This window comes from Nocardioides ginsengisegetis (genome assembly GCF_014138045.1).
GTDB classification, from domain to species: domain Bacteria; phylum Actinomycetota; class Actinomycetes; order Propionibacteriales; family Nocardioidaceae; genus Nocardioides; species Nocardioides ginsengisegetis.
In genome coordinates, this window is record NZ_JACGXA010000001.1 from 2218474 (window position 1) to 2231556 (window position 13083).

Below are 13083 nucleotides of genomic sequence, written 5' to 3' on the forward strand. Positions count from 1 at the left end.
CCCTCGCGTGTGTTCAGCGGGTGCTGAGGCAGTTACCTGCGGATCAGCTGGCGCCGCCCGTGAGCTTCTCGCGGAGCGCCTGCAGCGCCTCGTCGGACGCGAGCGAACCGCCGCCCTCGGACTCCGACTCGGTGGACTCGGTGCCACCGCTGGAGTACGAGGTGGCCTCGCCGGCCTCGACCTCGGCCTTGGCGGCCTCGGCCTGCTGCTTGACGTGCTGCTCCCAGCGAGCGTGCGCCTTGGCGTACTGCTCCTCCCAGACCGCACGCTGCTCGTCGAAGCCCTCGAGCCACTCGCCGGTCTCCGGGTCGAAGCCCTCGGGGTAGACGTAGTTGCCCTGCTCGTCGTAGGTCGCCGTCATGCCGTAGAGCGTCGGGTCGAACTCCTCGACGTCCGTCGCGGTGGCGGTGTCGTTGGCCTGCTTGAGCGACAGCGAGATCCGGCGACGCTCGAGGTCGATGTCGATGATCTTGACCATGACGTCGTCGTTGACCTGGACGACCTGCTCGGGGATCTCGACGTGACGCTCGGCGAGCTCGGAGATGTGCACCAGGCCCTCGATGCCCTCCTCGACGCGGACGAACGAACCGAAGGGCACCAGCTTGGTGACCTTGCCCGGCACGATCTGGCCGATCTGGTGGGTGCGGGCGAAGTGCTGCCACGGGTCCTCCTGCGTCGCCTTCAGCGACAGGGAGACACGCTCGCGGTCCATGTCCACGTCGAGGACCTCGACGGTGACCTCGTCGCCCACGGCGACGACCTCGGACGGGTGGTCGATGTGCTTCCAGGACAGCTCCGAGACGTGGACGAGACCGTCGACGCCGCCGAGGTCCACGAACGCACCGAAGTTGACGATCGAGGAGACGACACCCTTGCGGATCTGGCCCTTCTGGAGCTGGGTCAGGAAGCCGTGGCGAACCTCGGACTGGGTCTGCTCGAGCCACGCACGACGCGACAGGACCACGTTGTTGCGGTTCTTGTCGAGCTCGATGATCTTCGCCTCGAGGGTCTGGCCCACGTAGGGCTGCAGGTCGCGCACGCGGCGCATCTCGACGAGCGAGGCGGGCAGGAAGCCACGCAGGCCGATGTCCAGGATGAGACCACCCTTGACGACCTCGATGACCGTGCCCTCGACGACACCGTCCTCTTCCTTGACCTGCTCGATCGTGCCCCAGGCGCGCTCGTACTGGGCGCGCTTCTTGGACAGGATCAGACGGCCTTCCTTGTCCTCCTTCTGGAGAACCAGGGCCTCGACCTTGTCGCCCACGGAAACGACCTCGGAGGGGTCGACGTCGTGCTTGATCGAGAGCTCACGGGAAGGGATGACACCTTCGGTCTTGTAACCGATGTCGAGGAGGACCTCGTCACGGTCGACCTTGACGATGGTGCCCTCGACGATGTCGCCGTCGTTGAAGTACTTGATGGTCGCGTCAATGGCCGCGAGGAAGTCTGCTTCAGAACCGATGTCGTTGACCGCAACCTGCGGCGCGTCGTAATCGGGAAGGATCGAGATGGTGCTCGTCATAAGGGAGTTGGGTCCTTGGATGGATGAAGTCGTGCGGGCACGCCGGAAGTCCGGTTTCACTACCGATGAGACGCTCCACCGACGGTGGGGCTGATAGCGAGCCAGTGTCCACTCGGTCTGGGACCCAGGCAGACTGCAGGCGCAGTGTCCAAGACTACGCCGCGGCGCACGCGGGAGTCCAACCGCGGGCGCCCCTGACGGCAGGCGTGGCCCAGGCGGTGGCTCAGGCGGGGACCGCCCCCGGATCACGCCTGCGGGCCACCTCGCGGAGCAGGACGTCGGCCGCGGCCGCGACCGGGTTGGCGCTGCGTCGGGTCGCGAGGTCCACGAGCGCCCACAGGTCGGCCGCCCGGGCGAGGGCCAGGGCGTCGGCCGGCGGCGTCCCGCGGCGGTCGGCGTAGGCGGCCAGGACGGCCCCGGTGAAGTCCTCGTCACGCTCGAAGCGGAGCAGGTTGCCCAGGTCGGTGAAGGGGTGCCCGGCATGGGCGAACTCCCAGTCCAGGACCCCGGTGACCTCGAGGGTCTGGGGGTCGACGAGGAGGTTCTTGGGGTTGAAGTCACTGTGTACGAGGCAGACGCGGCCGACCGTGTCGAGCAGCGCCTGGGCGTCGACGGCCACCTCCCGGAGCCCGTCGAGCTCGTCGGGGGTCCACCAGCCCAGCTGCGGTGTCGCGAGGTCGACGTACGCCGGGAGCCCGTCGACGTCCTGCCCGTCCGGCCAGAAGCTGCCGATCCGCAGGTCGCCGTCGACGAAGGGCCCCGAGCGCAGGAAGGGCATCCCGCCCAGGTCGGCCAGGATCCCGGCGAGCCGGGCGCCGAGCTCGGCACGGGCGGGGGCGTCGAGGGTGGGCAGCAGCAGGTCGCCGCGCTCCCCCGGCAGGTGCGAGGTGACCAGGAGGGCGGGCATCCCGGTGGCCGGGTCGGCCCGGCGGACCTCGAGGACCTCGGCGACCGGGACCAGCCCGCGCACCAGCCGCAGCAGCGCCGCGTCGACCTCGTGCGCCGCGGCGCCACGCAGGCCCGGGTCGGCGTAGATGCGCACCACCGACTGCTCACCGGCGACGCCGGCCAGGAAGGTCTGCCCCGACCAGCCACCGGCGAGCGGCGTGAGGGAGGCGAGGTCGGTGCCGGCGGGGTCCATGGCAGTAGTCTGCCGGTCGTGGACGCCGACGCAGCACCCGCACATCCGCCCGTCCGCGTCGAGCGGCGGCCGGTGGACGAGGCCGAGTCGCGGCACGCCAACGGCCCCGACTGGGACCGCTACGCCGACGAGTACCAGGCGACGCACGGCGAGTTCCTCGGCGACGCCGGCTTCGTGTGGGGTCCCGAGGGGCTGACCGAGGCCGAGGCCGGGATCCTGGGCGACGTCACGGGCAGGGACGTGCTCGAGGTGGGCTCCGGCGCCGGGCAGTGCTCGCGCTGGGTGCGCGACCGCGGCGGCCGGTCCTACGGCCTCGACCTCAGCCACCGCCAGCTCCAGCACTCGCGCCGGATCGACCTGGACACCGGCATCGCCGTGCCGTCGGTGCTCGGCACCGCCACGCACCTGCCGTTCGCCGACGACAGCTTCGACGTCGTCTTCTCGTCCTTCGGCGCGCTCCAGTTCGTCGCCGACATCGAGCGGGCCGTCGCGGAGACCGCACGCGTGCTACGGCCGGGCGGCCGCTACGCCTTCTCGATCACCCACCCGACGCGGTGGATGTTCCCCGACGACCCGGGCGAGCCGGGCCTGGTGGCGAGCCAGTCCTACTGGGACCGCACGCCGTACGTCGAGATCGACGACCTCACCGGCGTGGTGTCCTACGTCGAGCACCACCGCACCCTGGGCGACTGGGTCGCCCTGCTGGCCGGGGCCGGCTTCCGGATCACCGACCTGCTGGAGCCGGAGTGGCCCGAGGGCCACGACCGGGTCTGGGGCGGCTGGTCAGGGACGCGCGGACGCTACACGCCCGGCACCGCGATCTTCGGTGCCGAGCTGCGCGACTGACGTTCGGGGCCGGTGGCTACTTGCTGCCCGCGGCGACCGGCTGGCGGCTGGGCGCACCCGGCGCGGAACCGTTGCGGCCGAGGAACAGCAGGGCCAGCCCGATGAGCAGCATCGGGATGCCGACGGCGTAGCCCACGACCGGGACGGTCTTGGTGAGCGTGTTGAGCTGGTCGGCCTGGCCGCCGATGTCGTCGGCGAACGTCTGGACCTGGTCCTTGGTGAAGGCCAGCGTCAGGTCGAGCAGGACGTCGCCGTCGTCGGTGAAGCGCTGCTGGTGCTCGCGCTGGTCGACGATGCCGCCGGTCAGGGGCTCGATGAAGAACTCCTTCTCGTCGGTGTAGGTGCCCTGGATGCCGTCGGACACCTCGGCCGGGGCGTCGGAGACCGTCGCGACGTAGACGTAGCACTCGACACCGTCGAGGGTCTCGGTCCGGTCGTACGTCGCGTCGACCGTCGTCTGCAGGACCGTGTCCCAGTAGGGGTAGGTCGTCTTCTTCGAGTGGAACGGCCACTTGTTGACCAGGCCCTCGTGCGGCACGGCGTCGGCGGGGAGGTACTTCGGGTCGTTGACGGCCAGCGCGTCGACGCGGTCCGCGGCGAAGTTGTCCTCGGACGCGTTGATCAGGCGGTCCTGCGGGTCGTCGGCGGAGACACACGTCGTGACGTCACCTTCGTCCTTGACCAGGCAGGCGAAGTTCTGGAAGACCGCGACGTTGTCGTCGGACTTCTCCGAGTCGGTGTGCGTGATGCTGTAGGCCTTGACGGGCGTCTCCTGCAGGTCGCCCGAGGCGTCCGGCAGCGAGGCAGTGCCCTCGAGCTCCGTCGTGGTGTTGACGTCGATCGGCGTCTTCTCCAGGGCACCGGGCGCATACGCCTGGGCGAGGATGGCGAGGACGACGAGGAAGCCGCCCACGAAGGCGAGCACCGCTCCTACTTTTCTACGCACAGAATCCCCTCCCAGAGCACGTGCAGAACGGCCGAACTGTAACAGCACTGACCGGCGGGTAACTGTCTTCACTAGAGTTCGTGCCGTGTCCACCGACCTCCCCACCGCGCCCGCGCGCCGCGTCGACGTCTTCGACGGCATCCGGGGCATCGCGATCCTGCTGGTGGTGGTCTCCCACGGCTGGGCGCTCTGGCCGGTCACGTGGATCTCCGACCACGCCGTGCCGTCGGCGATCTTCCGCAGCGGCAACTACGGCGTCTCGATCTTCTTCGTGGTGGGCGCCTTCGTCTCGACGCGCGCGCTGCTCCGCGGCCTGGACTCCCCCGTCGGCCTCAACCCCGCCGTCGCGTTCGTACGCCGCTTCCTGCGACTCTCCGGACAGCTCTACCTGCTGCTCGGCGTCGTCGTGCTGGTCTCGGTCTTCGACCTCGGCGACCCGTTCTCCGACAAGGTGACCCGGGCGTCGGTCCTGCACATCGGCACCTACACCTGGAACTGGTACCTCCAGGGGCACTCGGTCGCGGCCCGGTCCGACCTGGGCCACCTGTGGTACCTCTCGGTCGACCTCCAGGTCTTCGTCGTGATCCTGCTGCTGGTGCACCTGCTGCGCCGCCACCGGGCCTGGCTGGTCGTCGCGCTCGGCGCCCTGCTCGTGCTGTGCGCGTGGTGGCGCTTCCACGTCTCGGGCACCGAGCTGCTCTACGTCTCGCTGCTGCGCTCCACCGTCCGGATGGACGCACCCGTCGCCGGCGCCCTCGCCGCGGCCGCCCTGCCCTACCTCGGGTCGCTGCGGCCCTACGCGCGCCCGGCCGCGACCGTGAGCCTGGTCGCGCTGGTGCCGCTGCTGCACCTCAACGTCAGCAACGCGTCGTACTTCTCCTGGTGGGGCCTGCTCCTGGACGCCGCCCTGGTGACGTTCGTGGTCAGCTGCTCGCTGGCCGTGCCGCCGCCCGCCGTGACGCGCGCGGTCGGCAACAGGGTGCTGACCTGGCTGGGCCGCTGGTCCCTGGGCATCTACCTGTGGCACTACCCCGTCTTCTACTTCGTCTCCCGGCACACCCACGAGTGGCGCTGGCAGGCGCGGACCGTCCTCGCCGTGCTGGTGTGCGCGGCGATGGTGTGGTTCGGCCACCGGGTCGCCGAGCGACGGGTGACCACGCTGCTGCGCTCGCCCGTCTGGGAGGAGCTGTCCGCGGGGGTGTGGCCCTACGTGCGGCGGCGGAGCCGGTCGATGCGGGTCAACAGGCGGTTGACCGACTCGTCCTTGATGCCCAAGCGGCGCTTCACCCGGTCGTAGACGTCGAGCGCGATCCGGTCGGCGCCGATGGCGGCCTTCTTGAGCCCGGACTCCTCCGGGCGCGCCCGGTAGTTGGTGGAGCGACGCTCCACGTCGGTGCCCTGCGTGAAGTAGTAGAGCGCCATCGACCGGCGCGCGACGTCCGGCGGGCAGGTGAGGCCGTCGGGGTGCCCGTGGAACGTGTCGTACGCCGTGGTGAACACCAGCATCCGGTTGCCGGCGGGGGTGACCTTCGCCTGGCAGGCGGTCATGTCCTTGTCCCAGAGCTCGAGCTTGCCGCCCCACTCGTCGCGCCACTCGGTGTTGAGGTAGAGCAGGATGTTGACCCGCCGCGCCCAGTCCTCGTGGGTGTGGTGGGTGGTGAAGTCGGCGTGGATGTTGAGGTGGCCGCCGGTCAGCGTCTGGTGCAGGCCGCCGCCGTCCATCGACCAGTCGGGGATCAGGTTGTCGATGCCGGTCAGCTTCTCGAGGTAGGCCACGAACGCCGGCGAGCAGAACTCCTTCGCCACGTCGTGGAGGGTCGGACCCCACGAGTCGGGCTGGGTGTTGGAGTACTTCGTCTCGTTGACGTGGAGGTAGCCCTTCCAGAACTCGTCGGTGATACCGGGGAACTCGCCGGCCGCCTTGTCGAAGACCTCCGGCAGCAGCACGCCGTCGATCACGACGTGCGGGAACGGCGCGGCCGCGGCGTAGGCGGCCGCCTTGCCGTCGAGGTCCTGCTCGAGGCGGGCGTAGTCGATGAGCGAGCTGTCCGGCATGGCCGGAAGTGTGCCACGAAGCGGCGGTCGCGACCCCGCGGAGCGGATAGAATCCCGTCCCGGTCCCTCATGGGAGGCAGTCGCGACCGGCGGCTGGGTTGGGGACCGTCAGGGAGAAATCAATGCAGCACCCCACGCAGTCCGGCCCCACGCGGCCGGGCCCCGCGAAGCAGGCTCCGCGCGTCGGCGTCCTCGTCGTCGCCTACAACGCCGCCGGCACGCTGGCCGAGACGTTGTCGCGGCTGCCCGCGTCGTTCGCCGAGACCGTCGACCACGTGCTCGTGTGCGACGACGCCAGCTCCGACGACACCTACGAGGTCGGCCTGCGGTTCCAGAGCGGCTCGACGCTGCCGCTGACCGTCGTCCGCCACCAGGAGAACCTCGGCTACGGCGGCAACCAGAAGGCCGGCTACGCCTGGGCGATCGAGCACGGACTCGACATCGTGGTGCTGCTGCACGGCGACGGCCAGTACGCCCCCGAGCGGATCGAGGACCTGGTCGCGCCCCTGGCCAACGGTGACGCCGACGCGGTCTTCGGCTCCCGGATGATGGAGCGCGGCCGCGCCCTCGAGGGCGGCATGCCGATGTACAAGTTCGTCGGCAACAAGATCCTCACGAGCTTCCAGAACAAGCTGACCGGCCTGCAGCTGACCGAGTGGCACAGCGGCTACCGCGCCTACCGCGTCGACGCGCTCGCCGACCTCGACCTCGCGTCGTACACCGACGCCTTCGACTTCGACACCGAGATCATCCTGGGCCTGCACGCCCAGGGGAAGCGCATCGTCGAGGTGCCGATCCCGACCTACTACGGCGACGAGATCTGCTACGTCAACGGCATGAAGTACGCCAAGGACGTCAGCGTCGACGTGGTGAAGTTCCGGATGCGGCGGATGGGCTTCGGCGAGACCGCGACGGCCGGTCCGGACCTCGACGCCTACGAGCTCAAGCCCTCCGAGCACTCCTCCCACGGCGTGCTGCTGCGCTGGCTCTCGGCGGTCGCGCCGTCGCGGGTGCTGGACGTCGGTTGCTCCGACGGCCAGTTCGCCGCGCTCGCCGGCGCCTATGGGCACCGCGTCACCGGCGTCGACCTGGTCAAGCACGAGGGCGTCGCGGGGCGCGTCGAGCACTTCGTGGAGGCCGACCTCAACGCCGGCCTGCCCGCCGACGCCGGCACCGGCTACCGCGTCGTGGTCGCGGGCGACGTGCTCGAGCACGTCGTCGACCCGCAGCGGCTGCTCACCGACATCGCCGGCCGGCTGGCCGACGACGGCGAGGTGCTGGTCTCGGTGCCCAACTTCGGCCACTGGTACCCCCGCGCCCGCGCGGCGACCGGCACCTTCGACTACGACCAGCGCGGCCCGCTCGACCACGGCCACGTCCGGTTCTTCACCCGCAAGAGCTTCGAGCGGCTGATCGCCCAGTGCGGCCTGCGGATCGTCGAGCGCGAGACCGTCGGGTCGCCGTTCGACATCCTCGAGCGCGGCGCCGCCAGCGACCGCGCGGCCCGGATCGCCGGTAGGGTCGCGGTCGCCGACCGGGCGGCCACGCGCATGTGGCCGACCCTGTTCGGCTACCAGTTCCTCTACCGCCTGGAGCGCGCTTGAGCCCTGACGTGGCTGCCCGGCGGCGCACGGTCGCGACCGCCTCGGGTGTCACCGTCGGTGCCGCTGCCTACCTCCTGACGCTGCTCGACTGGGGCACCAGCCTCACCCGCCGGGCGAGCGGGCTGGGCTACGCCTCGAACTTCTTCGACATCCAGGCGCGGGCGCTGATGGCAGGCCACCTCTGGGTGCCCGACGACAGCCTGTCGATCGAGGGCTTCGTGCTGCGCGGCCACGAGTACATGTACTTCGGGCCCTGGCCGGCGATCCTGCGGATGCCGGTGCTCGCGACCACCCACGAGTACGACGGCCGGCTGACGCTGCTGTCGATGGCGCTCGCCTTCGTGGTGCTCGCGGTCGTGACCACCCGGCTGGTCTGGCTGGTGCGCGACCTGATGTGCGGCCAGGAGGATCTCACCCGGCTGGAGGCCGGGTCGATCGCGGTCTTCCTCGCGCTGGCCCTGGGCGGCACCACCCTGACCTACGACGCCTCGCTGCCCTGGGTCTACCACGAGGTCTACGCGTGGGCCGTGCCGTTCGTGCTCGGCGCGATGTACTGGATGCTCCGGGTGTTGCGCTCCCCCGACCCCGCCGCGATCGGCTGGCTGCTCGCCTTCGACCTCGGCGCTGTCATGACCCGCACAACGGGCGGCTTCGCGGTCTGCCTCGCCACGGCCGGGGTCGGCGCCTGGCTGCTGTCCGGCCGGGTGCACCGGCTGCGGCGCCGGTCCGGCTGGGCCGTCGTGGTCGCGGGCGTGCTGCCGGTCCTGGCCGGTGTGGCCCTCAACTACGCGAAGTTCCGCAACCCCTACCTCTTCCCGCTCGAGGACCAGGTGTGGACCTCGCTCAACGCGCACCGCCGCGAGGCGCTCGCGGTCAACGGCGGGACGATCACGGGGCTGCAGTTCTTCCCGACCGCGTTCATGGCCTACTTCCGCCTCGACGGCATCCGCTTCACCGACTACTTCCCCTTCGTCACCACGCCGCCCCACCCGGCCCGCGCCTACGACGGGGCCTTCCTCGACCAGAGCTACCGCACCGGCAGCGTCACCGCCTTCATGCCGTGGCTGCTCGCCCTGACGGTGCTGTCGGTGCCGGTGCTGTTCCGCCCGGGGGTCGACCTGCCGCGCCGGATGCTCCGGCTCCCCCTCGTCGCCGGCGTGCTCGTCACCGGCGGCGTCATGGCCTACGGCTACTTCGCCTTCCGCTACACCTGCGAGTTCGTGCCCGCGCTGGTGCTGGGCGGCGCCGTCGGCACGGTCGCGCTCACCCACTGGCTGCGGGGGCGGCGCCTGCTGCTCGGCACGTTTGTCGGGCTGGCTGCGCTGGCCACGCTGTTCTCCACCGGGGCGGCGATGCTGACCGGCTACGCCGCGGCCGCGACGACGTACGGCGGACCGCGGCTCGCGTCGTACCTCGACCTCCAGCACCGGCTCACCCCCGAAGCCCAGCGGGCGCTGGTCACCCACGGCACGGGGCTGCCCGAGCAGGGACGGACCGACGAGATCTACGTGCAGGGCGACTGCGACGCGCTCTACCTCGCCACGGGCGAGGACGCGACGCCGTGGCTGCTCGTCGAGCGGCGCAGCCTCGTCGTCTCGGTCACGGTCAGCCGGTCCGCCGACGCCACCCGCGTGCTGCTGGCGCGGGTGGGCACCCAGATCCCCAGCACCGTGTGGATCCAGACCGACGGCGACGGCCGGGCGCGGCTGCTGCTCGTCACCCGCTACGGCAGCCAGCCCGGGCAGTGGTTCGACATCCTCAACCCCGGCAGCATCCGGGTCGGCATCCTCGACCGCGCCGAGCTCGGCTACGCCGAGGTCAGCTCGACGCCCGGCGGCCAGGTCGGCTACGTGCCGTCCTCGGAGTACGACGAGGACTGGATCACCCACCCCATCGACATCACCCCGGTGGTCGACACCGCCGCCGCAGCCGCCCGGGGCATCGGCGTCAGCGTCGAGCGCGGGCTCGCGCCGCCGGTGTGCACCGAGCTGACGGGCGGCTGAGGTGCGCGTCGCGTTCCTGACCTGGCGGGACTCCACCCACCCCGACGGCGGCGGGTCGGAGGTCTTCGTCGAGGAGGTCGCCCGCGAGCTGGTCCGGCGCGGGCACGCGGTGACGATGCTGTGCGCCCGGCACCCCGGCTCCGCGGCCCGGTCCTCGCTCGACGGCGTCCAGATCGTGCGGCTCGGCGGCCGGCTCACCGTCTACCTCCGCGGGCTGCTGTGGCTGGCGACCCGCGGCCGGTCCTGCGACGTGGTCGTCGACGTCATCAACGGGCTCCCCTTCGGCGCGCCGCTCGTCCGGCGGCGCGGCCTGGTGGCGCTGGTCCACCACGTCCACCGCGAGCAGTGGCACATCATCTACCCCGGCTTCTGGGGCAACCTCGGCTGGTTCGTGGAGCGTCGCGTCACGCCGTGGCTCTACCGCCGGCACCCGCACCTGACCGTCTCGCAGGCCTCCCTGGACGACCTCGCCTCGATCGGCATCCCGCGGTCGTCCCTGACCGTGGTCCGCAACGGGATCTCGGCCGCCCCGGCCGGCGCCACCCGGTCGGCCACGCCCCGCGTGTCGGTGCTGGCGCGGCTGGTGCCGCACAAGCAGGTCGAGCACGCCTTCGCGGCGATCGACGTACTGCGCCCGGAGGTGGAGGGCCTGCACCTCGACGTGATCGGCGAGGGCTGGTGGCACGAGGAGCTCCTCGCGGAGGTGCGCCGGCTCGGACTGGAGGACGCCGTCACGTTCCACGGCCACGTCGACGCGGCGACCCGCGACCGGCTGCTCGGGGAGTCGTGGCTGATGGTGCTGCCCTCGGTCAAGGAGGGTTGGGGGCTGGCGGTCCTGGAGGCCGCCGTGCAGGGCACGCCCACCGTCGCCTACCGGTACGCCGGCGGCACGGCCGAGTCGGTCGTGGACGGGTGCACGGGACTGCTGGCCGACGACCTCGACGGCCTGGTGGCGCACGTGCGGACGCTGCTCACCGACGCGGAGCTGCGGGAGCGGCTGGGGCGCCGGGCGGCCGAGCGCGCGGCGGAGTTCTCGTGGTCAGGGACGACCGACGTGGTGGAGAAGGTGCTGCGCGAGGCGCAGCGGACCTGATCAGTCCGGCGTCAGGACTGGTCGCCGTAGACCATGATCGGCTGGCTGGCCGGGTTGGTGGAGGGCGCCTTGGTCTGCGAGTACACCACGCCGTACATCGTCACGGACGCGGTCAAGCCACCCGCGATGGCGGGCAACAGGAACTTCAGCAGCAGCGGCACGGTGCCTCCCTCTCTCTGGCGTGGCAGAGCGTATCAGGGCAACCCGCGTTCCACGGGTTCTTCGTGACCCACCCGACGACGCGCCAGGGCAGCGCCGAGACCGACGAGGACCGCCAGGAGCGCGAGGGCGTCGACGAGCCCGACGAGCACCCGGTCCTCGACCGAGGCACCGGGCGGTGCGACGGCGCCGTGGACGCGGTAGAGCGCGACCTGCTCGTCCCGGTAGACCGCGTCCAGCCCGCCGAGCTCGAGCCGGCTCGACTCGGGGTCGTCGAGGTAGACCAGCACCCAGGTGACGTCGTGGGCGGTCGTGAGGTCGGGCTGGTCCGGACCCTCCCCGTCGATGCGTGTGTCGCCGACCTGGAGGTCGGTCGAGACCAGGACGGGACGGTCGAACCAGCGCAGCGCGGGGTCGGAGGAGCTCAGCCCGTTGCCCCAGGCGAAGACGCGGTAGGAGCGCCACGGGAGCGTGACGACGCTGGCACCGGGCGGTCCGGCATCCATGAGCGCGCCCACCTCGTCGAAGCCCGCGGGGTAGTCGACGGGCCGCACGGTGTCCCAGGTCAGGCCCGGGCCGTCGGGCACCAGCGCGACGGGCAGGGGCACCGCGAGCAGGGCGACGGCGAGCACCACCTCGGGCCCGTGGGCGCGCACGGCGGCGACGGCGCGGTCGACCGCGACGCCGAAGGCCGCGGCGACGAGGACGACGAAGGGCGCGAGGAACTTCTGGCTGTCCCGCAGCAGCCCGGCTCCGGGCACGGTGTCGACGAGCCAGCGGACGACGTCGTCGCCCCCGGGGACGCTCGAGGCGAACGCCAGCAGCAGCCCCACGCCGCCGAGCGCGGCCAGGCGATGCACGTCGGGCACCCGGCGCGCACCGATGGCGAGGACGGCCACCACCAGCACCGCCGTGACGGTCGACCACCACGAGTCGCGGGTGGCCGGCACGCTCAGTGCGTCCCAGATGCCGCCGAGGCCCACCAGCGCGGTCAGCACTCCCCCGGGACCCTCCGCCCCGGCGGAGAACGCGTCGACCCCGGCCGGGTCGGACGTGCCGCCACCCGGACCGAGCAGCGACGGGACGAGCCAGGTCAGGTTGAGGAGCACGCCGACGCCGACCAGCCACCAGGTGCGGCGGGCACGACGGGCGCCGGCCACCAGGGCGACCACGGCGCCGAGGGCGCCGCCGGTCGGGGTGAGGGCGGCGAGGCCCAGCCAGGCGGTCACGGCGCCCAGGTCGCGCGGGCCGCCGCCCTCGCGGAAGCGCCGGGCCGCCATCACCAGCCACGGGAGGGCGGCGTACGCCGCGAGCAGGGCCCACTGCCCCAGCGCGAGCCGCTCCACGACGTACGGGTTCCAGACGGCGAAGCCGCCCGCGGCGAGCCGGCCGACGGTGCCGAGCTCGCGGACCAGGCGATGCGTGCCCCAGCCCGCGGTCGCGAGGACGAGCGGCAGGACGAGCCGGGCCAGCACTCCCCCGTCGACGACCTTCGTCAGCAGCGAGACCACCGCGTCGAGCGGCACCGCCCGCGGCGCCGCGTGGCCGAGGCCCACCGAGGCGTCGGTCCACGGCTGGTGCGGGACGAACACCAGGTCGCGCGCCAGCGGATAGCCGCCGTGGGTGAGCAGCGGCAGGGTGAGCACGACGGCGAGCAGCAGGGGCCACGCGTCGAGCGCGAGATCCCGGGGCCGTCGACGCATAGGCTCAC

11 protein-coding genes are annotated in these 13083 nt (G+C 71.8%); 5 read left to right on the plus strand and 6 right to left on the minus strand.

Annotated elements, in window-relative coordinates:
- Window positions 1-43 precede the first annotated feature (43 nt).
- Window positions 44-1525 carry a 30S ribosomal protein S1 gene (gene rpsA / locus FB382_RS10650; protein WP_182539001.1) on the minus strand — a complete coding sequence of 494 codons (1482 nt, stop codon included), beginning with the start codon at window positions 1523-1525 and terminating at the stop codon, window positions 44-46.
- A 223-nt stretch (window positions 1526-1748) separates the two neighbouring features.
- Window positions 1749-2666 carry a phosphotransferase family protein gene (locus tag FB382_RS10655; protein WP_182539003.1) on the minus strand — a complete coding sequence of 306 codons (918 nt, stop codon included), beginning with the start codon at window positions 2664-2666 and terminating at the stop codon, window positions 1749-1751.
- A gap of 18 nt (window positions 2667-2684) precedes the next feature.
- Between FB382_RS10655 and FB382_RS10660 the strand changes: the two genes are divergently transcribed.
- Entirely contained in the window at window positions 2685-3512 is an 828-nt protein-coding gene (locus FB382_RS10660) for a methyltransferase domain-containing protein (protein WP_182539005.1), read from the plus strand.
- A 16-nt stretch (window positions 3513-3528) separates the two neighbouring features.
- Here FB382_RS10660 and FB382_RS10665 read toward each other — a convergent pair whose 3' ends face one another.
- On the minus strand, window positions 3529-4437 hold the full coding sequence (locus FB382_RS10665) for a porin PorA family protein (protein ID WP_182539007.1): 909 nt from the start codon (window positions 4435-4437) through the stop codon (window positions 3529-3531).
- A 106-nt stretch (window positions 4438-4543) separates the two neighbouring features.
- Here FB382_RS10665 and FB382_RS10670 point away from each other — a divergent pair, with 106 nt between their 5' ends.
- Window positions 4544-5755 (plus strand): acyltransferase family protein, encoded by a 1212-nt coding sequence (locus tag FB382_RS10670; RefSeq protein ID WP_182539009.1) that lies wholly within the window; start codon window positions 4544-4546, stop codon window positions 5753-5755.
- On the opposite strand, the gene FB382_RS10675 is transcribed toward FB382_RS10670, so the two are convergent.
- Window positions 5665-6513, minus strand: a complete 849-nt coding sequence (locus FB382_RS10675) for a 2OG-Fe(II) oxygenase (RefSeq protein WP_182539011.1) — start codon at window positions 6511-6513, stop codon at window positions 5665-5667. The two genes, FB382_RS10670 and FB382_RS10675, sit on opposite strands and share 91 nt — an antisense overlap.
- A gap of 122 nt (window positions 6514-6635) precedes the next feature.
- Between FB382_RS10675 and FB382_RS10680 the strand changes: the two genes are divergently transcribed.
- The 3 genes from FB382_RS10680 to FB382_RS10690 are packed head-to-tail and all read left to right on the plus strand — an operon-like array spanning window position 6636 to window position 11213.
- Entirely contained in the window at window positions 6636-8117 is a 1482-nt protein-coding gene (locus FB382_RS10680; RefSeq protein ID WP_182539013.1) for a bifunctional glycosyltransferase/class I SAM-dependent methyltransferase, read from the plus strand.
- Window positions 8114-10120, plus strand: a complete 2007-nt coding sequence (locus FB382_RS10685) for a hypothetical protein (RefSeq protein ID WP_182539015.1) — start codon at window positions 8114-8116, stop codon at window positions 10118-10120. The genes FB382_RS10680 and FB382_RS10685 overlap by 4 nt, the downstream gene beginning before the upstream one ends.
- A 1-nt stretch (window position 10121) precedes the next feature.
- Window positions 10122-11213 carry a glycosyltransferase gene (locus tag FB382_RS10690; protein ID WP_182539017.1) on the plus strand — a complete coding sequence of 364 codons (1092 nt, stop codon included), beginning with the start codon at window positions 10122-10124 and terminating at the stop codon, window positions 11211-11213.
- An 11-nt stretch (window positions 11214-11224) separates the two neighbouring features.
- Here the strand turns inward: FB382_RS10690 and FB382_RS10695 are convergent, their stop codons facing one another.
- Both FB382_RS10695 and FB382_RS10700 read right to left on the minus strand, forming a co-directional pair.
- Window positions 11225-11374 carry a hypothetical protein gene (locus FB382_RS10695; RefSeq protein ID WP_182539019.1) on the minus strand — a complete coding sequence of 50 codons (150 nt, stop codon included), beginning with the start codon at window positions 11372-11374 and terminating at the stop codon, window positions 11225-11227.
- A 33-nt stretch (window positions 11375-11407) separates the two neighbouring features.
- A complete protein-coding gene (locus FB382_RS10700) occupies window positions 11408-13075 on the minus strand; it encodes an MmpA family trehalose lipid delivery protein (protein ID WP_182539022.1) in 1668 nt (555 codons plus the stop codon).
- Between the last annotated feature and the right edge of the window lie 8 nt (window positions 13076-13083).

Coding starts and splice junctions, on each gene's coding strand:
- rpsA (WP_182539001.1), bottom strand. CDS start 1,525: ATGACGAGCACCATCTCGATCCTTCCCGATTACGACGCGCCGCAGGTT.
- FB382_RS10655 (WP_182539003.1), bottom strand. CDS start 2,666: ATGGACCCCGCCGGCACCGACCTCGCCTCCCTCACGCCGCTCGCCGGT.
- FB382_RS10675 (WP_182539011.1), bottom strand. CDS start 6,513: ATGCCGGACAGCTCGCTCATCGACTACGCCCGCCTCGAGCAGGACCTC.
- FB382_RS10680 (WP_182539013.1), top strand. CDS start 6,636: ATGCAGCACCCCACGCAGTCCGGCCCCACGCGGCCGGGCCCCGCGAAG.
- FB382_RS10700 (WP_182539022.1), bottom strand. CDS start 13,075: ATGCGTCGACGGCCCCGGGATCTCGCGCTCGACGCGTGGCCCCTGCTG.